Origin of the sequence: Kitasatospora sp. DSM 101779 (assembly GCF_025655475.1) — a bacterium.
GTDB lineage: Bacteria > Actinomycetota > Actinomycetes > Streptomycetales > Streptomycetaceae > Kitasatospora.
This window is the reverse complement of sequence record NZ_JAHTIK010000001.1, coordinates 4,665,973-4,689,056: the sequence shown is the minus strand read 5'-3', so window position 1 is coordinate 4,689,056 and position 23,084 is coordinate 4,665,973. Positions and strand designations below refer to the sequence as shown.

Annotated in this window: 21 protein-coding genes and 1 pseudogene; 16 read left to right on the top strand and 6 right to left on the bottom strand. The window is 74.2% G+C overall.

The window, feature by feature from the left end:
• Nucleotides 1-1,523 (bottom strand): annotated as a pseudogene (locus KSNIM_RS21375) (hypothetical protein); the annotation flags it as partial.
• A 40-nt stretch (nt 1,524-1,563) separates the two neighbouring features.
• On the bottom strand, nt 1,564-1,908 hold the full coding sequence (locus KSNIM_RS21370; protein ID WP_263104797.1) for a WXG100 family type VII secretion target: 345 nt from the start codon (nt 1,906-1,908) through the stop codon (nt 1,564-1,566).
• 321 nt (nt 1,909-2,229) lie between these two features.
• On the opposite strand from KSNIM_RS21370, the gene KSNIM_RS21365 reads away from it, so the two are divergent.
• A complete protein-coding gene (locus KSNIM_RS21365; protein ID WP_263108054.1) occupies nt 2,230-3,015 on the top strand; it encodes a hypothetical protein in 786 nt (261 codons plus the stop codon).
• 24 nt (nt 3,016-3,039) lie between these two features.
• On the opposite strand, the gene KSNIM_RS21360 is transcribed toward KSNIM_RS21365, so the two are convergent.
• Entirely contained in the window at nt 3,040-4,203 is a 1,164-nt protein-coding gene (locus KSNIM_RS21360) for an NADH-quinone oxidoreductase subunit D (protein ID WP_263104796.1), read from the bottom strand.
• On the bottom strand, nt 4,200-5,201 hold the full coding sequence (locus KSNIM_RS21355) for an SAM-dependent methyltransferase (protein ID WP_263108053.1): 1,002 nt from the start codon (nt 5,199-5,201) through the stop codon (nt 4,200-4,202). The genes KSNIM_RS21360 and KSNIM_RS21355 overlap by 4 nt, the downstream gene beginning before the upstream one ends.
• A 166-nt stretch (nt 5,202-5,367) precedes the next feature.
• On the opposite strand from KSNIM_RS21355, the gene KSNIM_RS21350 reads away from it, so the two are divergent.
• Both KSNIM_RS21350 and KSNIM_RS21345 read left to right on the top strand, forming a co-directional pair.
• Nucleotides 5,368-6,549 carry a sensor histidine kinase gene (locus KSNIM_RS21350; RefSeq protein ID WP_411543878.1) on the top strand — a complete coding sequence of 394 codons (1,182 nt, stop codon included), beginning with the start codon at nt 5,368-5,370 and terminating at the stop codon, nt 6,547-6,549.
• Nucleotides 6,550-6,599: 50 nt separating this feature from the next.
• Nucleotides 6,600-7,289, top strand: coding sequence for a response regulator (locus tag KSNIM_RS21345; protein WP_263104794.1), 690 nt, complete (start codon nt 6,600-6,602; stop codon nt 7,287-7,289).
• A 79-nt stretch (nt 7,290-7,368) separates the two neighbouring features.
• On the opposite strand, the gene KSNIM_RS21340 is transcribed toward KSNIM_RS21345, so the two are convergent.
• Nucleotides 7,369-7,737 carry a DUF742 domain-containing protein gene (locus tag KSNIM_RS21340; RefSeq protein ID WP_263104793.1) on the bottom strand — a complete coding sequence of 123 codons (369 nt, stop codon included), beginning with the start codon at nt 7,735-7,737 and terminating at the stop codon, nt 7,369-7,371.
• Entirely contained in the window at nt 7,734-10,325 is a 2,592-nt protein-coding gene (locus KSNIM_RS21335) for a nitrate- and nitrite sensing domain-containing protein (RefSeq protein WP_263104792.1), read from the bottom strand. Before KSNIM_RS21335 ends, KSNIM_RS21340 begins: the two co-directional genes overlap by 4 nt.
• Before the next feature lie 204 nt (nt 10,326-10,529).
• Between KSNIM_RS21335 and KSNIM_RS21330 the strand changes: the two genes are divergently transcribed.
• From KSNIM_RS21330 to KSNIM_RS21270, 13 genes are all read left to right on the top strand, one after another.
• Nucleotides 10,530-11,477 carry a Rossmann-like and DUF2520 domain-containing protein gene (locus tag KSNIM_RS21330; RefSeq protein ID WP_263104791.1) on the top strand — a complete coding sequence of 316 codons (948 nt, stop codon included), beginning with the start codon at nt 10,530-10,532 and terminating at the stop codon, nt 11,475-11,477.
• Entirely contained in the window at nt 11,477-12,367 is an 891-nt protein-coding gene (gene panC, locus KSNIM_RS21325; protein ID WP_263104790.1) for a pantoate--beta-alanine ligase, read from the top strand. The genes KSNIM_RS21330 and panC overlap by 1 nt, the downstream gene beginning before the upstream one ends.
• Before the next feature lie 80 nt (nt 12,368-12,447).
• Nucleotides 12,448-12,924, top strand: a complete 477-nt coding sequence (gene panD / locus KSNIM_RS21320; RefSeq protein WP_263104789.1) for an aspartate 1-decarboxylase — start codon at nt 12,448-12,450, stop codon at nt 12,922-12,924.
• 16 nt (nt 12,925-12,940) lie between these two features.
• A complete protein-coding gene (locus tag KSNIM_RS21315; RefSeq protein WP_263104788.1) occupies nt 12,941-14,599 on the top strand; it encodes an L-aspartate oxidase in 1,659 nt (552 codons plus the stop codon).
• Nucleotides 14,600-14,644: 45 nt separating this feature from the next.
• Nucleotides 14,645-15,604 (top strand): carboxylating nicotinate-nucleotide diphosphorylase, encoded by a 960-nt coding sequence (gene nadC, locus KSNIM_RS21310; RefSeq protein ID WP_263104787.1) that lies wholly within the window; start codon nt 14,645-14,647, stop codon nt 15,602-15,604.
• Between the two features lie 25 nt (nt 15,605-15,629).
• A complete protein-coding gene (locus tag KSNIM_RS21305) occupies nt 15,630-16,415 on the top strand; it encodes a type III pantothenate kinase (RefSeq protein ID WP_263104786.1) in 786 nt (261 codons plus the stop codon).
• Nucleotides 16,416-16,560: 145 nt separating this feature from the next.
• Complete coding sequence (locus KSNIM_RS21300; RefSeq protein ID WP_263104785.1) at nt 16,561-17,256, top strand: hypothetical protein; 696 nt, start codon at nt 16,561-16,563, stop codon at nt 17,254-17,256.
• A 237-nt stretch (nt 17,257-17,493) separates the two neighbouring features.
• Nucleotides 17,494-19,188: a hypothetical protein gene (locus tag KSNIM_RS21295; RefSeq protein ID WP_263104784.1), complete on the top strand. Its 1,695-nt coding sequence runs from the start codon at nt 17,494-17,496 to the stop codon at nt 19,186-19,188.
• A gap of 102 nt (nt 19,189-19,290) precedes the next feature.
• Nucleotides 19,291-20,853, top strand: a complete 1,563-nt coding sequence (gene lysX / locus KSNIM_RS21290) for a bifunctional lysylphosphatidylglycerol synthetase/lysine--tRNA ligase LysX (RefSeq protein WP_411543751.1) — start codon at nt 19,291-19,293, stop codon at nt 20,851-20,853.
• A gap of 4 nt (nt 20,854-20,857) precedes the next feature.
• The gene (locus tag KSNIM_RS21285; protein WP_263104783.1) at nt 20,858-21,016 is read left to right on the top strand and encodes a hypothetical protein; all 159 of its coding nucleotides are present in this window, start codon (nt 20,858-20,860) and stop codon (nt 21,014-21,016) included.
• Nucleotides 21,017-21,141: 125 nt separating this feature from the next.
• Nucleotides 21,142-21,570, top strand: coding sequence for a BlaI/MecI/CopY family transcriptional regulator (locus KSNIM_RS21280; RefSeq protein ID WP_263104782.1), 429 nt, complete (start codon nt 21,142-21,144; stop codon nt 21,568-21,570).
• Between the two features lie 9 nt (nt 21,571-21,579).
• Nucleotides 21,580-22,107: an amino-acid N-acetyltransferase gene (locus KSNIM_RS21275; protein ID WP_263104781.1), complete on the top strand. Its 528-nt coding sequence runs from the start codon at nt 21,580-21,582 to the stop codon at nt 22,105-22,107.
• Between the two features lie 116 nt (nt 22,108-22,223).
• On the top strand, nt 22,224-22,583 hold the full coding sequence (locus KSNIM_RS21270; RefSeq protein WP_263104780.1) for a histone-like nucleoid-structuring protein Lsr2: 360 nt from the start codon (nt 22,224-22,226) through the stop codon (nt 22,581-22,583).
• The last annotated feature ends 501 nt before the right edge of the window (nt 22,584-23,084 follow it).

Genomic DNA, 23,084 nt, shown 5'->3' with positions numbered 1-23,084 from the left:
GACGCGCCGTGGTGGCCGCCGCCGTCGGTGGCCGGTGCCTGGACGACGGGCTGCGGGGCCGCGGTCACCTGGACGCCGGCGGCCGGGGCGGCCTGCAGGTCCACGTCGAGGACGGGTCCGGTCCGGCCGGGGCCGGTCCTCGACCTGCCCGCCGGGCCGTCGGCTGCCCGGTCACCGAGCTCGCCGAGGTCGTCGGGGTCACCGGTGCCGGGGGCGCCGTGCCCGCCGGGGCCGGTGCCCAGGTCGACGGCGGCCACCGGGAGGCCGTCCGCGCCGAGCCGGACGCCCTCGGGGCCGACGGCCGCGTCCACCAGCGGACGGCCGTCCCGGCCCACCCCGGCGACCAGCGGCCTGCCGTCGGCGTCGGCGAGCAGCTTGCCGTCCTTGCCGACGGCGAGGCCGGCGGCCGGGTTGCCCTCGGCGTCCACCATGACCGGGCGGCCGTGCTCGTCGAGGACGGGCCGGCCGTCCTTGCCGACGGCCAGCGACAGCCCGGTGTCGCCGACCGCGCCGTCGGCGCCGACCGTCAGCGGCTTGCCCTGGGCGTCGGTCAGCGGCTTGCCGTCGGCGCCGAGCGCGAGGCCGGCCACCGGGGCGCCGGCGGCGTCCAGCAGCACGGGCCTGCCGTCGGCGCCGAGCACCGGGCGGCCGTCCGCGCCGACCTGCACGCTGACCCCGTCCACGGCGGGCAGCCGCTTGCCGTCGGCGCCCAGCAGCACCGGGCGGCCCTGCTCGTCGGTGGCGACCGTGCCGTCCGGGTTGAGCGCGGCGGAGACGCCGCGCACGCCGGCCACGGCGGTCGCCCCGCCGACGGCGGTGCCGAGCAGCTTGCCGGTGATCTCCCCGCCGGAGCGGGCGGCGCTGAGGGTGCGGAACTGCCCGTGCTTCCCGGCGCCGTCGGCCTGCGCGATGCGCTCCAGGGCGGTGACGGCGGGCTCCTTCAGCGCCGCCTGCAGGCCGTCCCTCATCTCCCGGCCGAGCTCCGCCAGAAGCGCGCTGACCTTGATCTTCGCGGCCTCGACGGCGATCGCCTCGCCGGCCTCGGCGGCCACGCCCTTCACCGTGCCGACGACCTGCCCGACCAGACCGGAGAGCCCCTCCGCCTGCCCGGCCTTCACCTGCGCGGCGGCCGCGGCCTCCGCCTTGTCCGCCTGCTCGATCTCCTCGGCGAGTTCGGTGAGGACGGCTATCAGCTGCGCCTTGCAGTCGTCGACGGCCGCGGCGGCCTTGTCGAAGGCCCCGGCCAGCGACTCGGCGGCGCCGTGCGCGTCGTCCAGGTGGCCGCGGCCGCCGCCGCTGAACCCGCGCCAGTGCTCGGCGAACGCCTCGACGGCCGGGCCGGAGTTCTCGCCGGTGACGCGCTCGGCGGCCGCGCCGCCGCGCCGGCCGAGCCGTTCGGCCTCGGCACCGAACTCGCGCCACAGACCGCCCGCACGGCGCAGCGCGTCCTCGTCGGCCTCCGGCCAGTGGCGGCCGAGCCGGGCCATGACCGGGGCCAGCTCCTCGGGCAGGTTCCTGGGCATGTGGTCCCCCTTCGGTGGTGCGGCTTGACGGTCCGTCGACTCAGAGCGCGGCGGGAGCCGCGCCGGTTCCCTGGCCGAGTGCCCGGAAGGCGTCGCGGTTGCCCTGCTCGTTCTGCTCCGCGTTGTCGGCCATGGTGTGCAGGCCGGTCCCGATGCCGCCGAGCCGGTCGGCCAGGCCCTGCAGACCGGCCAGCACGCCCTCCCGGGCACCCTCGTACGCCTGGCCGAACCCCTGGCCCGGCTCGTCCCGCCCCCAGGGGGTGCCGAGTGCGGCCAGCCCGTTCTCCAGGTCGAGCGCCGCCCGCGCGAAGTCGTTCGAGACGGTCTCGAACTCCCGCCCCTCACCGTGCAGTTCCCAAGGCTTCAGCAGAACCCTGTCGGCCATCCCCGTCCCCCGTCGTCGCGTCGCGTCCCCGTACGCAGCCGTCTGCAGCCCGCCATCCTAGGCCCCGGGCGCGCCGCGGCCCGTGCCGCGGTGAGCCTCTTCACCCTGCCTTCACGACCCGGCGGACGGGTGCGCACGGCCGGTGCCCGGCCCGTGCGGGCCGGGTGCGGGACGGGTGTGCCGCCGGTGTGCGGCTCCGGCGCGGCCCGGAAACGGCGCCCGAGGCCATACCCTTGCAGCGTGGCAGCAGCAGACACCGCACAGCACAAGAAGCCGAAGAAGAACGGCACGAAGCCGGCCTCGACGGTGGTCGACCTCGCGATGCCGACCGTGCGCGCCGAGGTACCGCTGGACTTCCCGCGCGCCTGGGCCGAGTTCACCGACCCGGCCGACGAGGAGCAGGTGTTCCGCTGCGACCTCACCTGGCTCACCTCCAACTGGGGCTGCATCTTCGGCCAGGGCTGCCACGGCATCGAGGAGGGCCGCGGCGCCTCCGACGGCTGCTGCACCCTCGGCGCCCACTACTCGGACGAGGAGGACGAGCAGCGGGTCGCCGGCCACGCCGCCCGGCTCACCCCCGAGATGTGGGAGAACCACCCGCACGGCACCGACGCCAAGGGCCGGATCCGCCTCGACGGCGGCATCACCATGCTCGACGAGGACGGCGACCGGCAGACCCGGCGGATCGACGGCGCCTGCCTCTTCCGCAACAGCCCGGACTTCCCCGGCGGGGCGGGCTGCGCACTGCACATCCTGGCCCTGCAGGAGGGCCGCGAGCCGCTGGAGACCAAGCCGGACGTCTGCTGGCAGCTGCCCGTCCGCCGCACCTACGACTGGATCGACCGGCCGGACGACACCCGCTACCTGCAGGTGACCATCGGCGAGTACGACCGCCGCGGGTGGGGCCCGGGTGGCCACGACCTGCACTGGTGGTGCACCGGCAGTCCGGAGGCGCACAACGCACCGGACCCGGTGTTCGTCAGCTACCGCGCCGAGCTCACCGAACTGATGGGGCCCGAGGCGTACGCCGTCCTGGTCGCCCTCTGCGAGCAGCGCATCGCCACCAAGGGCCACAAGAGGCTCGCGCCGCACCCCGCCGACGAGTAGGCGGGGCGCGCCCCTTCGGGTTGCCTACTTGTCGATGTCGCCGACGACGAAGAACATCGAGCCGAGGATGGCGACCATGTCGGCGACCAGGGTGCCGGGCAGGAGTTCGGTGAGCGCCTGGATGTTGTTGTACGAGGCGGAGCGGAGCTTGAGCCGCCAGGGCGTCTTGTCGCCGCGGGACACCAGGTAGTAGCCGTTGATGCCGAGCGGGTTCTCGGTCCAGGCGTAGGTGGTGCCCTCCGGGGCCTTGAGGACCTTGGGCAGCCGCAGGTTGACCGGCCCCGGGGCGAGCCCGGCGAGCCGGTCGAGGCAGGCGTCGGCGAGGTCGAGCGAGTTGGCGGTCTGCTCCAGCAGGCACTCGAAGCGGGCCAGGCAGTCGCCCTCCTCCCGCACGACGACGGTGAGCAGGTCGGCGAGCTCCCCGTACGCGAGGTAGGGCTCGTCGCGGCGGAGGTCGAAGTCGACGCCGCTGGCCCGGGCGATCGGGCCGCTGACGCCGTAGGCGTGCACCTGCTCGCGGGTGAGGACGCCGACCCCGGCGGTGCGGCCGCGGAAGATCTCGTTGCCGAGGACGAGGTCCTCGTACACCGGGAGCTGCCCGCGGACGGCGGCGACGGCGTGCCGGACGCGGCCGAGCCAGCCGGCCGGCAGGTCCTCCTTGAGGCCGCCGACCCGGTTGAACATGTAGTGCATGCGGCCGCCGGAGGCCTCCTCCAGGACGTGCTGGAGCTCCTCGCGGCCGTGGAAGGCGTGGAAGATCGGGGTGATGCCGCCGAGCTCCAGCGGGTAGGAGCCGAGGAACATCAGGTGGTTGAGCACCCGGTTGAGCTCGGCGAGCAGGGTGCGGATCCACACCGCCCGCTCGGGGACCTCCATGCCGAGCATCCGCTCGACGGCGAGGACGACGCCGAGCTCGTTGGAGAAGGCGGAGAGCCAGTCGTGCCGGTTCGCCAGCATGATGATCTGGCGGTAGTCACGGGCCTCGAAGAGCTTCTCGGCGCCGCGGTGCATGTAGCCGATGACCGGCTCCGCGGTGACGATCCGCTCGCCGTCCAGCACCAGCTTCAGCCGGAGCACGCCGTGCGTGGACGGGTGCTGCGGGCCGATGTTGAGCACCATGTCGCTGGTGCCGAGCTCGCCCGTGAGCTGCTGCGCACCTGCGCCGATGCCGACCGTGGTCTCCCTCATGGCAACAGAGTCTGCCACCCCTCGGGTGCGGGGAGCCCCTCCAGGCTCCGCGGTACCGGCATGCGGACGGCCTGGGCCAGCCAGCCGAAACCGCCGAGCCCGCCGGGGTCGGTCAGCTCGGCGGCCTCGCCGGCCCCGCCGAGGGCCCGCAGGTAGCCGGCCGGGTCGGTGGACGCGAGGGCGAGCGGCGGCCGTCCGCCGTGCACGCCGAGGGCGTGCAGGGCGGCGCGCTGCGTCGTCCACAGGCTGTGGACAGCGGGAGCGGCCGCGGAGTCCAGGGCGACGTGCGCGGTGACGTCGCAGCTGCCGTCGGGGACGGGCCGCACCTCGCGGCCGCCCCGGAAACCGGCGAGCGTGCCGAACGGCGGCCGGTCGGCGGCGGTGTGGGCGTAGTCGACGGCGACGGCCAGGCCGCGGTCCAGGGCGGCGACGGCCGAGGCCCAGGCCTCGTCGCGGGTGCGGCCGAGTTCGATCCGGTCGCCGTCCGGCCACCAGCGGGCGGCCCAGGCGGCGTCGGCCGTGTCCAGCGGGTCGCCGAGCCGTTCCTCGCCGTCGGGACCGACCTCCACGTAGCGCAGGACGCCGTCCTCGTCGGGCTCCGCGACGTCGAGCGGCACGTTGTCGAGCCACTCGTTGGCGAAGAGCAGCCCGGTCAGCCCGGTCGGCGGGGTGTCCGTCCACACCACGGACGGGGGCAGGCCGGCCGGGCGGGCGGCGAGTTCGACGGCGTACGGGCGGACGCGGGCGGCGAGCTCCGGGTCGAGGGCGGCGAGCACGCCGGTGACCAGTTCGCCGCGGCCGGCGCCCATGTCGACCAGGGCGAGCGTGTCCGGGCGGCCGAGTGCCTCGTCGGTCTCGGCGAGCAGCCGGGCGACGGCTCCGGCGAACAGCGGCGAGGCGTGCACGGAGGTGCGGAAGTGCCCGGCCGGCCCCTCCGGTCCCCGGTAGAAGCCGTCCGCGCCGTACAGCGCCTCTTCCATGGCGGGCCGCCACCGCATCCAGGTCACGGGGGTCGACGCTACCGGTCGGCGGGGGTGTCCCGGCGGGGGCCGTCTCCACCCTGCGGCGGATGGCGGATCGCTCTCGCGGCGGACCTGGGGGTGCCGTGCGACTGCCTAGGCTTGGAGCGTGCATCGACTCAACGCCTGGCTCCGCCGTCACCCGATGGTGGTCGACTCCGCCTGGGCGCTGGTGGTCCTCCTGCTCGGCCTGCTGTCCGACCTCTCGGAGTCGGACCGGCAGCTCTACGGCGGCCTGGCGTTCTCGCTGGGGATCGCCGCGCTGATGGTGGTCCGGCGCCGGTACCCGGACCTGGCCGTGGCCGGGGGCACCGCGCTCGGGCTGGGTCAGCTCGTCCTGGACGTCATGCCGGGCGCCTCGTCCATCGGCTACCTGGTGTTCGCGTACACGGGGGCGGCCTTCGGCTCGCGGTGGGCGTCCCGGCTGGTGCTGGCGGTGGGCCTGGTGGCCGGTCCGCTGACGCTGTGGCGGTTCGACAACAGCGGCGACCCGGTGCCGGAGGACCCGTCGCCGCCGCCGGGGCCGAGCACCTGGCAGCTGGTGTTCGTGGCGGTGCTGATGTCGACGCCGTTCGTGCTGTGCTGGGCGTGGGGCCGGCTGACCCGGGTCCGGGCGGCCTACCTGGTCGAGCTGGAGGACCGGGCGGCCCGGCTGGAGCGCGAGCGGGACGCGCAGTCGAAGGTGGCGGTGGCCGCGGAGCGCGCCCGGATCGCCCGGGAGCTGCACGACGTGGTCGCGCACAACGTCTCGGTGATGATCGTTCAGGCCGACGGCGCCGCCTACGTGCTGGACAACTCGCCGCAACAGGCGAAGGAGGCCCTCGGCACGATCGCCGCGACCGGCCGCCAGGCTCTGGTGGAGATGCGCCGGCTGCTCGGCGTGCTGCGGACGTCGGAGACGGCCGAGGAGTACGTCCCGCAGCCGGGCGTGGAGGAGCTGCCGGAGCTGCTGGAGCAGGTCCGCACGGCCGGCCTGCCGGTGGACTTCGCCACCTCGGGCGAGCCGCGGGAGCTGCCGCGCGGCCTGGAGCTGACGGTGTACCGGATCGTCCAGGAGGCGCTGACCAACGTGCGCAAGCACGGCGGTCCGGGCGCCCGGGCCCGGGTGGCGGTGGACTTCGGCGAGCGCGACCTGGAGGTGCTGGTCGAGGACGACGGCCGCGGCAGCACCGCGGAGCAGATCGACGGTGGTGGCGACGGGCCCGGCCATGGTCTGATCGGCATGCGCGAGCGGGTCGGCATGGTGAGCGGCAGCCTCGACATCGGCCCGCGGCCGGGCGGCGGCTTCCGGATCCGGGCCGTCCTGCCCCTCAAGGCCGCCGGCTGAGGCCGGGGCCGGACCGCTCAGGTGAACGCCCAGGTGAAGGAGAACCGACCGTGACCATCCGCGTGATGCTCGTGGACGACCAGGAGCTGCTGCGTACGGGCTTCCGGATGGTCCTGCAGTCGCAGGGCGACATCGAGATCGCCGCCGAGGCGGGCGACGGCGCGCAGGCGCTGGAGCTGCTCGCCACGGCGGAGGTCGACGTGGTGCTGATGGACGTCCGGATGCCCCGCATGGACGGCGTCCAGGCCACCCGGCGGATCTGCCTGGACGAGTCCGGCACGCCGCTGCCGGGCGCGCCGCACGTGCTCATCCTGACCACCTTCGACCTGGACGAGTACGCCTTCGCCGCACTGAAGGCCGGGGCGAGCGGCTTCCTGCTGAAGGACGTCCCGCCGACGGAGCTGGTCGCGGCGATCCGCGCGGTGCACGGCGGCGACGCGGTGGTCGCGCCGACCACCACCCGCCGCATGATCGACCGATTCGCGCAGGTGCTGCCGACGCCGTCGACCGCGCCGGGCTCGCCGGTGCTGGAGCCGCTCACCGACCGCGAGCGGGAGGTGTTCCTGCTGGTGGCCCAGGGCCTGTCGAACAGCGAGATCGCCGCACGGCTGACCCTGTCGGAGGCCACCGTGAAGACGCACGTCGGCCGGATCCTGGCCAAGCTGGGCCTGCGCGACCGCGTCCAGGCCGTGGTGCTGGCCTACGAGAACGGCTTGGTCCGCGCCGGCGCCGCGGACTGACCCGGGGGTTCGTACCAGGGGCGCGGGGGTCGCCGCCGATGGTGGCCCGACGCCCCCGGGGGCCCCCGGCCCCGCCGGCTCAGAGCCGCCGCAGGCCCTGGATCACTTCGCGGAGCAGGCGGACGTCCGGCCTGCCGGCCTGGGCGGCGCCCTGGCCGACCCGGACGAGTCCGGCCTGCACGAGGTCTCCGAGCAGCACCCGCAGGGCGCCGATCGGCAGGTCGGCGTCGGCGGCCAGCTCGGCCAGCGGGCAGGCCCGGGCCCTGATCCGGTCCAGCAGGGCGCTGCGGGCGTGGTCCAGGTGGGCGGCGGGCTCGGCGTCCGGCACCGCCGACACCGCGGCCAGCAGGTCGTAGCGCTCGCCCTCGGTGGAGCGGGTGCGCCCGCCGGTCAGGGTGAACGGCCGGACCATCGGGCCGGCCTCGTCGTCGTACCAGTGCCCGCTCATGTGGCCGCCCGTCCGTCGGCCGCCGGGTCGGCGTCGGACCGGGCCGGGGTGGACAGGTGGCGGCCGACCCGCCGGACGAGCATCTGCATCTCGTAGGCGATCTGGCCGACGTCCGCCTGTGGCCCGCACAGCACGGCCAGGCAGCTGCCCTCGCCGGCCGGGGAGACGAACAGGAAGGCGTCCTCCAGCATCACCATGGTCTGCCGGACGCCGCCCGCCTCGAAGCGGCTGCCGACGCCGCGGGCGAGGCTGTGGAAGCCGGAGCAGACCGCGGCGAGGTGGTCCGCGTCCTCGGTGCTCAGCCCGGCGGAGGCCGCGGTGGGCAGGCCGTCGGAGGAGAGCAGCACGGCCTGGCGGACGTGCTCGGCGCGGTCGACCAGGTCCTCCAGCAGCCAGTCCAGGCCGCCGCCGGCCTGCTCGGTGGTGTCGGGCGTGCTCATCGTTCGTCCTCCGGGTGGTGCGGGGTGCGGGCGTCGGTGCCGCGGCCGCGGCCGCGGTCCAGCCCGCGCTGGAACGCGCCGAAGACGGCGCCCATCTGCTCGGCCGAGATCTCGGGGGTCCCGGCGGGCGGGTCGGCGGGGGCGTCGTCCGCGGGCGGCGGGGTCTGCAGCCGGGGCCGGGGCCTCGGGCACCGGGACGGGCCGCGGCGCGGGCTCGGGCGGCTCGGCGAGGACGGCCTTCGGCAGCAGCACCACCGCGGTGGTGCCGCCGTACGGGGAGCGGCGCAGCGCCACCTCGATGCCGTGCCGGCGGGCGAGCCGGCCGGCGACGAAGAGGCCGAGCTGCTCGGTGCGGGTGGGGTCGAACTCCTGGGGTTCGGCGAGGGTGCGGTTGGCGGCGGCGAGTTCGTCCTCGTCCATACCGAGGCCGCGGTCGTCGATCTCCAGCACGCAGCCGTGGGCGGCCTCGCCGGCCCGCATGGTGACCTGGGTGTGCGGGGGCGAGAAGGCGGTGGCGTTCTCGATGAGCTCGGCGACCAGGTGGGCGAGGTCGGCGACGGCCGCGCCGGAGACGAAGACCTGCGGCATCGGCGGGACGACCACCCGCTCGTACTCCTCGACGGCGCCGACCGCCGAGCCGACCACCTCGACCAGCGGGACGGGTTTGCGCCAGCGCCGGCCGGGGGCGGCGCCGGAGAGGATGATCAGGCCCTCGGCGTGGCGGCGCATCCGGGTGGCGAGGTGGTCGACCCGGAACAGGTCGGCGAGCTCGTCGGGGTCGGTGGCGCGGCGTTCCATGGCGTCCAGCTGCTTGAGCTGGCGGTGGATCAGGGCCTGGCTGCGGCGGGCGATGTTGACGAAGACGCCGGAGATGCCGGCCCGCAGCCGGGCCTGTTCGACGGCGGCCTCGACGGCGGCGCGGCGGGCGTGGTTGAGGGCCCGGCCCAGGTCGCCGATCTCGTCGTCGTGCTCGCCCGCGGCGAAGGCGAGCACCGGTGCGGCCCGCTCCACGTCGACGGTCTCGCCGGCGGCCAGGCGGCGGACGACGTCCGGCAGCTGGCGGTTGGCCAGCCGGTCGGCGGCGACCCGCAGCCGGGTGAGGCGGCGGGTGATCCGGCGGCCGGTGCGCACCGAGTACCAGACGGAGAACACCACGGCGAGCAGGCCGGCGCCGCCGGCGAGGCCGGCCTTCAGCAGCTGGTCGCCGGCGTAGGCGCGGCCGCGGGCGGCGGAGTTGAGGGCGGCGTCCTTGCACAGCTCCATGTAGCGGTGGACGACCGGGTCCATGGTGGTGCGCCAGCCGTTCCGGTCGACGGCGCGGCCGGCGCCATCGGCACCGGCCTCCAGCACGCCGTCCTCGGCGGCGGTCAGGGCGGTGTAGCGCGGGTCGGCGGCGAAGGTCTCGAAGCCGGCCCGGGAGTCCGCGGGCAGTGCGGCGACGTAGGTGCGCTGGAAGACCCGGCGGTCCTCGACGACGGCGGCGAAGGCGCGGAACTGGGCGGGGGTGAAGGACCCGGCGGCCCGGGCGCCGGAGCCGAGGGCGTCCTCGCGGGAGACGAACTCGCGCACCCGGACGAGTTCGACGACCACCTGGGCCTCGCGGGCGAGCCGGCCGGCCTGCAGGGCGGTGAGCGCGGACTCCACGGCGAAGGAGGGCTCGACGGCGGCGGTGTACCGCTCGACCGCGGTGTCCCAGCCGAGGGAGCGGGTGATGACGGCCTGGCGGAGCAGGGCGAGGCCGTCGGTGGCGGTGAGCATCGCGGTGAGCGTGTCGCGCTGTTCGGCGGTGAGCTCGTCCTGCCGGTCGGGGTTCTCGGCGGCGGTCCGCATGGCGCGGACCTTCTCGTCGGTGGCCCGTTCCTGTGCGGTGTAGGCGGCGAGGGCGGCGGGGTCGCCGCCGGATCCCAGGTACTCGGCGGCCAGCCGGCGCTCGATCTGGATCTGGCCGACGGCGGTGTCCACCGGGCTGCCGAAGTACTGGTAGGCGTCCTTGAGGCGGACGAGGGCGCGCAGGTCGCCGGTCATCGAGACCATGGCGAAGGTCCACAGACCGACCAGGGCGACGACGGGGATCAGCACCAGGGCGATGATCCTGGTGCGGATGGTGCGGGGTTTGCGCGGACGGGCAAGGCCGAGGCGTCTGGGCATGGTCTCCCTCGGGGTCCCGGGGCTCGGACTGCGCCAAGTTACCCGGCCGTAGCGTGCGGGTCGCCGGGCGTGTCGTGAAGAATCCGTGGAGATCCGGCGGCCCGGCCCCGCGCGGCAGGGGTGCACCGGCCGCCCCGTACGATGGAGCGGTACGTCTGGTACCTGCACAGGACTGGAACGGGAAGCAATGACGAGGGCCGAGCGGTGAGCGCGTCCGACAATGCCCCGGCCCTCGGGCCGACCGACCCCTTCGGCGATCCGCTGGACCCGGAGAACCGGCCCGCCCGGCTCGCCGTCGGCGTGGTCGGCACCGGCCGGGTCGGCCCCGCGCTGGGCGCCGCACTGCAGCTGGCGGGCCACAAGGTGGTCGCCGCCTCCGGGGTGTCCGCGGCCTCCCGGCGCCGCGCCGAGGCGCTGCTGCCCGGCGTGCGGCTGGTGACCCCGCCGCAGGTGCTGGCCGCCGCCGACCTGGTGCTGCTGACCGTCCCCGACGACGCACTCGCCGACCTCGCCGCCGGACTGGCCGCGACCGGCTCGATCCGCCCGGGCCAGATCGTGGTGCACACCTCCGGCGCGCACGGCGTGGCGGTGCTGGAGCCCGCCGCCCGGGCGGGCGCCCTGCCGCTGGCCCTGCATCCGGCGATGACCTTCACCGGCACCTCGGTGGACCTGGCCCGGCTGGCCGGCTGCCCGTTCGGGGTGACCGCCCCCGAGGAGCTGCGCCCGGTCGCCGAGGCGCTGGTCGTGGAGATGGGCGGCGAGCCCGAGTGGGTGCCCGAGGAGGTCCGCCCGCTCTACCACACGGCCCTCGCGCACGGCGCGAACCACCTGGTCACCCTGGTCGCGCAGGCGATGGAGCTGCTGCGCGGAGCCGGCGTCGCCGAGCCGGGTCAGCTGCTCGGCCCGCTGCTCGGCGCGGCCCTGGACAACGCGCTGCGCTCCGGCGACGCCGCACTGACCGGGCCGGTCGCCCGCGGCGACGCCGGGACGCTCCGCCGGCACCTGCAGCAGCTGCGGACGGTGTCCCCGGACATCGGGCAGGCGTACCGTGCGATGGCCCGGGCCACCGCACAGCGGGCGGTCCGCGGCGGATCGCTCAAGGAAGAGGCGGCGGCTGCGCTGCTGGACGTACTGGACGAGGAGACCCCCTGATGGCACGCGGCAAGCAGCCGGCGAAGGCCCCCCGCACCACCGCGCTCACCCGCACGGTGGAGGAGTTCGAGGCCGCGTTCTGGCCCGACGACCAGCCGGTGGACAACGCCGTGGTGATGACCATGGGCGCGCTGCACGCCGGCCACGCCGCGCTGATCCGCGCCGCCCGCCGCCAGGTCGGCCGGGACGGCCGGGTGGCCGTGACGGTCTTCGTCAACCCGCTGCAGTTCGGCGCCGGCGAGGACCTGGACCGCTACCCGCGCACGCTGGACGCCGACCTGGAGGTCGCCCGGGAGGCCGGCGCCGACGTGGTCTTCGCCCCGACCGTCGAGGAGATGTACCCCAACGGCGAGCCGCTGGTCCGGCTCTCCGCCGGGCCGATGGGCGACGGCTTCGAGGGCGCGTCCCGCCCCGGCCACTTCGACGGCATGCTGACCGTCGTCGCCAAGCTGCTGCACATCACCGACCCGGACTTCGCCTTCTTCGGCGAGAAGGACGCCCAGCAGCTGGCGATCGTCCGCCGCATGGTCGCCGACCTGGACTTCGACGTGGAGATCGTCGGCGTCCCGACCGTCCGCGAGGAGGACGGGCTGGCGCTCTCCTCCCGCAACCGCTTCCTCTCCGACACCGAGCGCGTGCAGGCACTGGCGCTGTCCGAGGCGCTGTTCGCCGGCCGCGACGCGGGCGCGCAGGGCGCGAAGGCGGTCCGCGAGGCCGCCGCCGCCGTCCTCGACGGCGCCGACGGTGTCACCCCCGACTACCTCGCCCTGATCGACCCGGACTCCTTCACCGAGGTGCCGGACGGCTTCACGGGCGAGGCCGTACTGGCCGTGGCCGCCAAGGTGGGCCCCGCCCGCCTGATCGACAACGTCGGCGTCATCGTCCGGTAGAGCACCACCCGCGTTCGACCCCCGTAAGGCATGCACTCTCCCCCGGCCCGGCCGGGGGTCCCACCAGGAGGCGTGACCAGATGCTCCGCACCATGCTCAAGTCCAAGATCCACCGGGCCACGGTGACCCAGGCCGACCTGCACTACGTCGGCTCCGTCACCGTCGACGAGGACCTGCTCGACGCCGCGGACCTGCTCCCCGGCGAGCTCGTCCACATCGTCGACATCAACAACGGCGCCCGGCTGGAGACCTACACCATCGCGGGCCCGCGCGGCTCCGGCGTCATAGGCATCAACGGTGCCGCGGCCCGCCTGGTGCACCCCGGCGACCTGGTGATCCTCATCGCGTACGGCCAGATGGACACCGCCGAGGCCAAGGCGTACCTGCCCAAGGTGGTGTTCGTGGACGGCGACAACCGGATCACCGGCATGGGCGGCGACCCGGCCGACGCCCCCGAGGGCAGCGGCCTGGTCCGCGGCGACCTGGCGGCTTCCCCGTCCGCGCACGCGGGAGCGTACCGTGATGCGGGCGACGCGACTCCCGACGCCGCGCGCTGAAGGAGCACGTGAAGCCATGCCGTACCGCCTGACCGCCCCGGCCCCGGGCTGGACCGCGACCACCGACGTGGTCGTGGTCGGCTCCGGCGTGGCCGGCCTGACCGTCGCGCTCAACGCCCGCAAGGCCGGCCTGCGGGCCACCGTGGTCACCAAGGCGATGCTCGACGACGGCTCCACCCGCTGGGCCCAGGGCGGCATCGCCGCCGCCCTGGGCGAGGGGGACACCCCCGAGCAGCACCTCGACGACACCCTGGTCGCCGGCGCCGGCCTGTGCGACGAGGAGGCCGTGCGCACCCTCGTCACCGAGGGACCGGACGCCGTCCGGCGGCTCATCGCGGTCGGCGCCGCCTTCGACCGGGACGCCGACGGGGCGATCCTGCTCACCCGCGAGGGCGGCCACCACCGCCGCCGGATCGCGCACGCCGGCGGCGACGCCACCGGCGCCGAGATATCCCGCGCGCTGGTCTCCGCCGTCCGCAGCGACCCCGGCATCGAGCTGATCGAGCACGCCCTCGTCCTCGACCTGCTCACCGACGCCGACGGCCACGCCGCCGGCCTGACCCTGCACGTCATGGGCGAGGGCCAGCGCGACGGCGTCGGCGCCCTGCGCGCCCGCGCCGTGGTGCTCGCCACCGGCGGCATGGGCCAGGTCTTCTCCGCCACCACCAACCCGGCGGTCTCCACCGGCGACGGCGTCGCGCTCGCCCTGCGGGCCGGCGCGGAGGTCGCCGACCTGGAGTTCGTCCAGTTCCACCCGACCGTGCTCTGGCTCGGCGCCGAGGCCGAGGGCCAGCAGCCGCTGGTCTCCGAGGCCGTCCGCGGCGAGGGCGCCCACCTGGTCGACGCCTCCGGCGTGCGGTTCATGCTCGGGCAGCACGAGCTCGCCGAACTCGCGCCGCGCGACATCGTCGCCAAGGCGATCACCCGGCAGATGCAGCTGCAGGGCGCCGAGCACATGTACCTCGACGGCCGGCACTTCGGCGCCGAGATGTGGGAGCACCGCTTCCCGACCATCCTCGCCTCCTGCCGGGCGCACGGCATCGACCCGGTCACCGAGCCGATCCCGGTCGCGCCCGCCGCCCACTACGCCTCCGGCGGCATCCGCACCGACCTCTCCGGCCGCACCACCGTGCCCGGTCTGTACGCCTGCGGCGAGGTCGCCTGCACCGGCGTGCACGGGGCCAACCGGCTGGCCTCCAACTCGCTGCTGGAGGGCCTGGTCTTCGCCGAGGCGATCGCCGCCGACCTGGCCGCCCGGGACGCCGCCGGCGACCTGCCCGAGCGCACCGTGGACGTCGCGGCGGCCCGCGGCGCCCGCGCCGTGCCGCTGCTCGCCCCCGAGGCCCGCGCCGAGATCCAGCGGCTGATGTCGCGCGGTGCGGGCGTGCTGCGCTCGGCCCGCTCGATGGCGGCCACCGCCGAAGGGCTGGACCGGCTGGCCGCCGACGCCCGCGAGCACGCGGCCGAGGAGAAGCCGGCCGACCCGCGGGTGGAGACCTGGGAGGCCACCAACCTGCACCTGGTGGCGACCGCCCTGGTCGCCGCCGCGGCGCTCCGCGAGGAGACCCGCGGATGCCACTGGCGCGAGGACTTCCCCGACCGCGACGACGCCCGCTGGCAGCACCACCTGGTCACCGCCCTCGACGCCGACGGACACCCCTGCGTACGGGCGTGACCCCCGCCCCCGGCGTGACCCAGCCACTCAACTAGGAGCACCACGATGACCCACGACGAACTTCCGCTCGCCTCTGGCGGCTGCGGCGACGGCTGCGCCTGCGGCGAGGGCGAGGCGTACGAGACCGGGCTGGACCCGGCGCTGGCGGCGCTGCTGGAGGAGGCCGGCCTGGACCCGGTCGAGGTCGAGGACATCGCGATGCTCGCGCTCGGCGAGGACCTGGCCGGCGGCGAGGACGTCACCTCGGTGGCGACCGTCCCCGCGGACGCCGTCGCGACCGCGGACTTCACCGCCCGCTCGGCCGGCGTGGTCGCGGGCCTGCGGGTGGCCGAGGCCGTCGTCTCGCTCGTCTGCGAGGAGGAGTTCGAGGTCGAGCGGCACGTCGAGGACGGCGCCCGGGTCGAGGCCGGCCAGGTGCTGCTCTCGGTGCGCAGCCGCACCCGCGACCTGCTGACCGCCGAGCGCAGCGCGCTCAACCTGCTCTGCCACCTGTCCGGCATCGCCACCGCGACCCGGGCCTGGGCGGACGTCCTGGAGGGCACCGGCGCGGTCGTCCGGGACACCCGCAAGACCACCCCGGGCCTGCGGGCGCTGGAGAAGTTCGCGGTCCGCTGCGGCGGCGGCGCCAACCACCGGATGGCGCTCTCCGACGCCGCACTGGTGAAGGACAACCACGTGGTGGCGGCCGGCGGCGTCGCGGAGGCGTTCCGCGCGGTGCGGGCGGCGTACCCGGACCTCGCCGTCGAGGTCGAGGTGGACACCCTGGAGCAGATCGCACCGGTGCTGGAGGCCGGGGCGGACCTGATCCTGCTCGACAACTTCACCGTGTCCCAGCTGAAGGAGGCCGTCGCCCTGGTGGCCGGCCGGGCGAAGCTGGAGGCGTCCGGCGGACTGACCCTGGCCACCGCGCGCGAGGTCGCCGAGACTGGTGTCGACTACCTGGCCGTCGGGGCCCTGACGCACTCCTCGCCGATCCTCGACATCGGCCTGGACCTCCGCGCCTGACTCCGCCTCAACAGAAAGCCATCCCGTGCTCCTCACCATCGACGTCGGCAACACCCAGACCACGCTCGGCCTGTTCGACGGTGAGGACATCGTCGAACACTGGCGGATCTCCACCGACCCGCGGCGCACCGCGGACGAGCTGGCGGTGCTGATGCAGGGCCTGATGGGAGCCCACCCCATCGTGTCCGCCGACGACCGGGTGGCGGGGCTGTCGATCTGCTCCTCCGTGCCCGCCGTGCTCCACGAGCTGCGCGAGGTGACGCGCCGTTACTACGGCGACGTGCCCGCGGTGATCGTGGAGCCGGGGGTGAAGACCGGGGTGCACGTCCTGATGGACAACCCCAAGGAGGTTGGCGCCGACCGGATCGTGAACGCGCTGGCCGCCAACCACCTGTACGGCGGCCCGTGCATCGTGGTGGACTTCGGTACCGCCACCACCTTCGACGCGGTGAACGCCCGCGGCGACTACGTGGGCGGCGCGATCGCGCCCGGCATCGAGATCTCGGTCGAGGCGCTGGGTCTGCGCGGCGCGCAGCTGCGCAAGATCGAGTTGGCCCGCCCCCGCAACGTCATCGGCAAGAACACCGTTGAAGGGATGCAGTCCGGCATCCTGTACGGCTTCGCCGGGCAGGTCGACGGCCTGGTCAACCGGATGGCCCGGGAGCTCTCCAAGGACCCGGACGACGTCCAGGTGATCGCCACCGGCGGCCTGGCCACGCTGGTCCTCGGCGAGGCCGAGACCATCGACGTGCACGAGCCCTGGCTCACCCTGATCGGCCTGCGGCTGGTCTGGGAGCGCAACAAGGCGTGAACGGGCATCTCCCGCAGGCCTGCTGACGGACGGTCGGCCCGATCGGGCCGACCGTCCGCAGGTCGGATCAGCGGCAGATACGCCAATCGGGACAACTGCGGCGCCAATCGCCCGAAATCGGACGTACGCCACGTACTGTCACCTCATGCCTACGCCACACGGATCGCGCGGCGGCATGGCCTTCAGCGCCGACGAAGTCCGCGTGCTGCGCCGCGCCCTCGCCCAAGCCCTCTATCCGGCCCTCCCCGACGACCGGCTGCAGCCGCCCGCCGCGTTGTGGGCGGAGGACGTCCAGGACGCGCTGCGGCTCACCGAGTCCATCGACGAGGCCGTCCGGGAGGGCGGCCGGCTGCGCAGCTTCCTGCTGGCCGACCTGGCCCGCTACCGGTCCGCACTGCCCGGCAGCGCCCGCGGCTACCTGGAACGGCTGGAGGAGGCCGTGTCGGACGGCTACCTCCCCACCCCCGAGGACCTGTCGGCACTGCGCTCGCTCTCCCGGCAGCCGTGCGGCCACACCGAGCACGCCCGGCGCTCCCGGCTGGCCGGCCGCTGCCACGCGCTGGCCGAGGCCGAGGTCCGCGAGCGGCTGTCGCTCGCCTCCGGCCAGCGCCACCTGACGGCCGTTCCGAGCCCGGCGTCCGAACCCATGCCTGCCCCCACCCTTGGAGGACGCGTCCCGATGAGCAGCAACCCCAGGCCCCCGTCCCCCGGCGAGCAGCCGCAGCCCCGCAGGATGCCCACCCCCGCCGAGCTCTTCGGCCGCCGCCCGAAGGCCCGGCCGCAGCCCCAGCCGCCCGCCCCGGAGGACGAGGAGACCGAGCTCGCCACCGGCACCGGCTGAGGCGGCCCCTGTTCGGCGGCGGCCCCGGAGCGTCCCCCGCGCGCCCCGGGGCCGCCGCACGTCGATGTGTCGACTATGCAAGAGGTTTGCGCGAATCTCTTGATCACAGATCGACAACACTCGTTGCCGGTACGAACGGTCCCGTCCCGATGTGCCCGATTGATCTCGTCCCGCCGAACGGGTGCGGCGTCTAGGGTCTGCGATCGCACAGCACCGATCACGACCCATGGGGGGACCATGCGCGCCAAGCGCATCAGGGCGTTCGGCCTGTCGACGGCCGTCGCCGCGGCCGCCGTCACCGCCGCCGCCGTACCGGCCCACGCAGCGGGCACGAAGCTGACGTTCGACGTCGCCGATTCCGTCCAGATCTCGGCCAAGCCGGCGGCGCCCGGCCAGTTCGACGAGAATCTCCACCTGCGCATCGGCCGGACCGGCACCGTCGCGGCCAAGGACGTCAAGGTCGCCTTCGACACGGCCGGACTGGCCGGCGTGGCCCAGCTCAGCGTCCCGGACTGCACGACGGCCGGCACGGTCGTCACCTGCGACGCCCACACCATCGACTACGACTCGATCAACATCACCCAGCACCCGTGGCTGAGCGCCGTGGCCGGTGCCAAGCCGGGCAGCAGCGGCAAGCTGCACATCACACTGACCGCCTCGAACGCCGAGCGCGCCGAGAAGGACATCAGGGTCGACGTCGGCGGGCCCGACTTCAAGACCAAGGACCTCGCCCCGCAGAAGGGCGTGAAGCCGGGCGCCGTCGTGGCGCCGGCGGTCGAGTTCGCCAATGTGGGCGACGTCGCCGCCACCAGGCTCGTGGTCGCGATCGACGCCGTCTCCGGCCTCGACTTCAAGAAGCGCCCCTCCAACTGCGAGTTCGCCACCGCCGGTGAGGGCGCCTGGAACCAGAAGTCCTGGCCCGGCGAGACCATGGCCATCTGCACCCTCGACGTCTCGCTTGCCCCCGGCACGGTCCACACGCTGGACCCCGTCCAGCTCGGGGTCGCCGGCAGCGCCTGGTACACCTTCACCGACATCAGCCTGTACGCCACCGAGGACGCGCAGTACTCGAGCATCCCGCTCTGGCGTGCCAACCACCGCTTCCAGCGCGGTACCGGTGCCCCGCTCGCCGTCAGGGCGGCCGAGGACCCGGCGCTGCTCGCTGCCCCGCGCCACAGCTACGACAACCGCGTGGAGCTGGAGGTCCAGGCCGCCAACACCGCCGACTTCTCCGCACTGGGCGCCTGGAGCCCGGCCGACGGCGGCAAGCGCGGCACGCTGACGGTCGGCTACCGCAACGCCGGGCCGGCGTCGATCTTCTACCGCTCCGGTGACGACGTGGTGAAGGTCCAGGCGCAGTTCCCCAAGGGCGTCACCGTGACCAAGGTCCCGACCGGCTGCGCGCCGAAGACCTGGGAGAACGGCCACCAGGTCGAGCACCCCGACAAGTACCTCTGCGACACCGGCATGTGGATCAGCAGCGGCACCCAGCGGAGCTTCGAGTTCGGGATCTCGCTGGACGCCGGCACCACCCGGCCCACCGTGCCGGTGACGCTCCAGGACGAGACCAGCCTCTACGGCGGCGGAGCCACCGCGGGCAACCTCACCTTCGACCCGAACCACGCCAACGAGGCCGTGTCGGTCGTCCTCGGCTCCGAGCCGAGCGGCTCCGTCCCGACCGGCGCTCCCACCCCGACCTCCGGCAGCACGGCGAGCACCCCGCCGGTCGTCGTCCGGCCCACCGGTTCGGCGTCGGCCAGTGCCCGGCCCACCACTGCCTCGCCGAGCGCGTCGCCGTCCACCGGCGGCGGCGCCCTGGCGTTCACCGGGGCGTCCGGGCTCGGCACCATCGCCGCGGCCGGAGCCGGTGCGGTGCTGATCGGCAGTGCGGTGTTCCTGGGCGCCCGTCGCCGCAAGGGCGCCCACCAGTAACCCCCGTCGTACCCGCAGGCCCCGGAGCGCCGCTGCGGCGCTCCGGGGCCTGCGCGCGAAACCCGTGCGGGGCCGCGGCCCGGCGGTGGCTACCCTTGTGGGGTGAGCGATCAGACCACCGTGCCCCAGGCCGACGACCTTCCCGAGCAGATGCGCGTCCGGCGCGAGAAGCTGGACCGGCTCCGGGCGGCCGGAATCGACCCCTACCCGGTCGGATTCCCCCGCACCACGACCATCTCCGACCTCCGTGCCAAGCACCCGGACCTGGCCGCGGACACCGCGACCGGCGAGCGGGTCGGCATCACCGGCCGCGTCATCCTGGCCCGTACCGGCGGCAAGCTCTGCTTCGCCACCCTGCGCGACGGCTCGGGCGACCTGCAGGTGATGCTCTCGCTGGACAAGCTGGGCGAGGAGCGGCTGGCGGCGTGGAAGTCCGACATCGACCTCGGCGACCAGGTCGGCGTGGAGGGCGAGGTCATCACCTCCCGCCGCGGCGAGCTGAGCGTCATGGTCGACCGCTGGGAGCTCACCGCGAAGTGCCTGCGCCCGCTGCCGGACAAGCACAAGGGCCTGACCGACCCGGAGGCCCGGGTCCGCCAGCGGTACGTCGACCTCATCGTGAACCCCGAGGCGCGCGAGATGCTCCAGCTGCGCACCAAGGTGATCCGCTCGATCCGCCGCACCTACGAGGACCGCGGCTACCTCGAGGTCGAGACCCCGATGCTGCAGCCGATCCACGGCGGCGCCAACGCGCGTCCGTTCAAGACGCACATCAACGCCTACGACATCGAGCTCTACCTGCGCATCGCGACCGAGCTCTACCTGAAGCGCCTGGTGGTCGGCGGCGCCGAGAAGGTCTTCGAGATCAACCGGAACTTCCGCAACGAGGGCGCCGACGCGACCCACAACCCGGAGTTCACCGCCCTGGAGTCGTACGAGGCGTACGGCGACTACGACACCCAGGCCGAGCTGATCCGCGCGATCATCGTCAACGCCGCCCGGGACGCCCTCGGCACCACCGTGGTCCGCGGCCTCGGCCCGGACGGCCGGGAGCACGAGATCGACCTGGCCGAGCCGTGGGAGGAGGTGTCGGTCTACCCGGGCATCTCCGAGCGGATCGGCACCGAGATCACCCCGGAGACCTCCGTGGAGGAGCTCCGCAAGCTCGCCGACGGGGCCGGTGTGCCGTGGGAGAAGGAGTGGGGCCACGGCCAGATCGTCCTGGAGATGATCGAGCGGCTGCTGGAGCACCACGCGATCCGTCCGACCTTCATCCGGGACTACCCGACCGAGGTCTCCCCGCTGACCCGCCAGCACCGCTCGGTCGCGGGCGTCGCGGAGAAGTGGGACCTGGTGATCTTCGGCACCGAGATCGGCACCGCCTACTCCGAGCTGATCGACCCGGTCGAGCAGCGCGCCCGCCTCACCGCCCAGTCGCTGCTGGCGGCCGGCGGCGACGTCGAGGCGATGCAGCTGGACGAGGACTTCCTGCGCGCCCTGGAGTACGCGATGCCGCCCACCGGCGGCCTCGGCCTCGGCGTGGACCGCCTGATCATGCTGCTCACCGGCAAGAACATCCGTGAGACGGTGCTCTTCCCCCTGGTGAAGCCGGAGGCGAAGGGCAGCAGCGGCGCCGCCGCTGCGGACGACGCAGAAGAGGAGTGACCTGATGGACTACGTCAGCGCGATCGTGCCGCCGCTGGTCATGGCGATCGGTTTCGGCTTCCTGGTGCGGGCGATCATCCGCAGCCAGGGCGGCGCCCAGAAGGCCAAGGAGGACGCCGCCGCCGACGCGATGGCCGCCGCGGCCGGCCGCGCCGCGGAATAGCCGCAGCGGGCCCACCGGACACGCACCACCGGCGCGCCGCCGCCCCCGCCAAGGGGGTGGCGGCGCGCCGGTCTGCTTGCCGAATCGCCGATTTTGTCCGAATCAGTTCCTATCCTGGCCGGACTATGGTGCGGCAACTCGGAGAACTCGAGAACGACATCATGACCAGGGTCTGGCAGTGGAACCGCCCGGTCACGGTTCGCGAGGTTCTGCAGGATCTGCGGACGGAACGCGATATCGCGTACACCACCGTGATGACGGTGCTCGACAAGCTGTACAGAAAGGGCTGGCTCCGGCGGGAACAGGCGGGCCGGGCGTATCGATATGAGCCGGTCTCCTCGCGCGAGGCGTACACGGCGGCACTGATGAACGACGCCTGGGCGACGAGCGACAATCCCGCGGCGGCGCTGGTGCACTTCTTCGGGCTGATGTCGCCGGAGCAGCGCGAGGCGCTGCGGGACGCACTGCGCGTCGCCGCCGTCCTTCCCGCCGAACCGCCCCGGCCCGGCCCGGAACGGGGCACCGGGGAGACCGGCGGAGGCGCGGCACGATAGCGTCCCGCCATGGAGGTCACCATCCGCCGGGCGCGGACCACCGATGTGCGGGCCGTACGGACACTCATCGACGCCTACTCGCGCGACGGCATTCTGCTCGACAAGCCCACGGTCACCCTGTTCGAATCCGTTCAGGAGTTCTGGGTGGCCGAGCGCGACGACACCGGGACGGTGGTCGCCTGCGGTGCGCTGCACGTCATGTGGGAGGACCTGGCGGAGGTCCGCACGCTGGCGGTGCACCCCTCCTGCACGGGCCACGGCATCGGACACCTCCTGCTGGAGAAGCTGCTGCAGACCGCGCGCTGGCTCGGCGTCCGTCGGATTTTCTGCTTGACGTTCGAGGTGGCGTTCTTCGCGAAACACGGTTTCGTCGAGATCGGGGAAACCGACGATCGTACGTCAGACCCGGCGGCCGTGGCCACGGAAGTCTATGAAGAACTCCTGCGCTCGTACGACGAAGGAGTCGCGGAGTTCCTGGACCTGGAGCGGGTGAAGCCCAACACCCTGGGCAACTCCCGCATGCTCCTGCGCCTCTGAGCGCGCCCTTGTGAGCCTTGCGGGACGCATCCCGATCGGGTAGGGGTTTGAGTTTTCCGGGAAAAGGCGGTTTCCTTTGCCTAGGCAATGGCTCGTTTACTCGGAAAGGGAAGCCCGTGGCACAGAGGGTGCAGGTCATTCTTGAAGACGATCTCGACGGCGGCTCCGCGGACGAGACGGTGATGTTCGCGCTGGACGGCGTTGCCTACGAGATCGACCTGAAGAGCGCGAACGCGGACAAGCTCCGCGATCTGCTGGCCCCGTACGTGGAGAAGGGCCGCAAGCAGGCCGGCCGCATCGCGGGTGCGCGCCGCAGCAGCGGTGCCGGCCGCGGCGCGGGCCGTTCGTCCGCCGCCGCCGGCCCGGACACCGCGAAGATCCGCAGCTGGGCCAAGGAGCAGGGCCTGGAGATCAACGACCGCGGTCGCGTGCCGAGCGACATCAAGGCGAAGTACGACAAGGCGCACGCGTCCTGACCGGCGGCCGTGCGGCCGGGCCCGGGGTACTGCGCCCCGGAACCGGCCGATCGCGGCCGGTCGTCGGCCGGGGTCGCCGGCGGCCGTCCGCCCGTTGTCATGGCAGGTGCATGATCGGCCGGTCCGATGACGGGCAGCGGGACGGCACCGGGCTGTGCAACGCTGGAGGAAGCGGAACGGCCCTGCGGGAGGCGTCCGACCGGCGGTACCCGCGGGCCCGATCGGCCGTCCGGCCGGAGCCGGGCTGTTGATGCGCCGTCATTCCCGCCGCGCCGACAGGCGCTCCGGGGCCGGACTTCTCGCCAGGCGAACAGCGCCACCGGGGAAACAGCGCGAATCTCACCCCGAGACCGGGTATGAATGCAGGTGGGCGGGGTCGCAGGCCCCGGCCAGGGCAGTTTCGCGCGGCCGGCCGTCCCCGCAGCCGGAGTCTCTGTTCGCCGATGGCGTAGCGGCCATCAGGTGCATCGGGGCCCTCTGTGGGAACACCGTCTCCCAGCA

Excerpts from the sequence above, each read along its gene's own strand:
- KSNIM_RS21370 (WP_263104797.1), bottom strand. The coding sequence starts at position 1,908 with ATGGCCGACAGGGTTCTGCTGAAGCCTTGGGAACTGCACGGTGAGGGG.
- KSNIM_RS21365 (WP_263108054.1), top strand. The coding sequence starts at position 2,230 with ATGCCGACCGTGCGCGCCGAGGTACCGCTGGACTTCCCGCGCGCCTGG.
- KSNIM_RS21360 (WP_263104796.1), bottom strand. The coding sequence starts at position 4,203 with ATGAGGGAGACCACGGTCGGCATCGGCGCAGGTGCGCAGCAGCTCACG.
- KSNIM_RS21355 (WP_263108053.1), bottom strand. The coding sequence starts at position 5,201 with ATGCGGTGGCGGCCCGCCATGGAAGAGGCGCTGTACGGCGCGGACGGC.
- KSNIM_RS21350 (WP_411543878.1), top strand. The coding sequence starts at position 5,368 with ATGGTGGTCGACTCCGCCTGGGCGCTGGTGGTCCTCCTGCTCGGCCTG.
- KSNIM_RS21340 (WP_263104793.1), bottom strand. The coding sequence starts at position 7,737 with ATGAGCGGGCACTGGTACGACGACGAGGCCGGCCCGATGGTCCGGCCG.
- KSNIM_RS21335 (WP_263104792.1), bottom strand. The coding sequence starts at position 10,325 with ATGCCCAGACGCCTCGGCCTTGCCCGTCCGCGCAAACCCCGCACCATC.
- panC (WP_263104790.1), top strand. The coding sequence starts at position 11,477 with ATGGCACGCGGCAAGCAGCCGGCGAAGGCCCCCCGCACCACCGCGCTC.
- panD (WP_263104789.1), top strand. The coding sequence starts at position 12,448 with ATGCTCCGCACCATGCTCAAGTCCAAGATCCACCGGGCCACGGTGACC.
- KSNIM_RS21315 (WP_263104788.1), top strand. The coding sequence starts at position 12,941 with ATGCCGTACCGCCTGACCGCCCCGGCCCCGGGCTGGACCGCGACCACC.
- nadC (WP_263104787.1), top strand. The coding sequence starts at position 14,645 with ATGACCCACGACGAACTTCCGCTCGCCTCTGGCGGCTGCGGCGACGGC.
- KSNIM_RS21300 (WP_263104785.1), top strand. The coding sequence starts at position 16,561 with ATGCCTACGCCACACGGATCGCGCGGCGGCATGGCCTTCAGCGCCGAC.
- KSNIM_RS21295 (WP_263104784.1), top strand. The coding sequence starts at position 17,494 with ATGCGCGCCAAGCGCATCAGGGCGTTCGGCCTGTCGACGGCCGTCGCC.
- KSNIM_RS21285 (WP_263104783.1), top strand. The coding sequence starts at position 20,858 with ATGGACTACGTCAGCGCGATCGTGCCGCCGCTGGTCATGGCGATCGGT.
- KSNIM_RS21280 (WP_263104782.1), top strand. The coding sequence starts at position 21,142 with ATGGTGCGGCAACTCGGAGAACTCGAGAACGACATCATGACCAGGGTC.
- KSNIM_RS21275 (WP_263104781.1), top strand. The coding sequence starts at position 21,580 with ATGGAGGTCACCATCCGCCGGGCGCGGACCACCGATGTGCGGGCCGTA.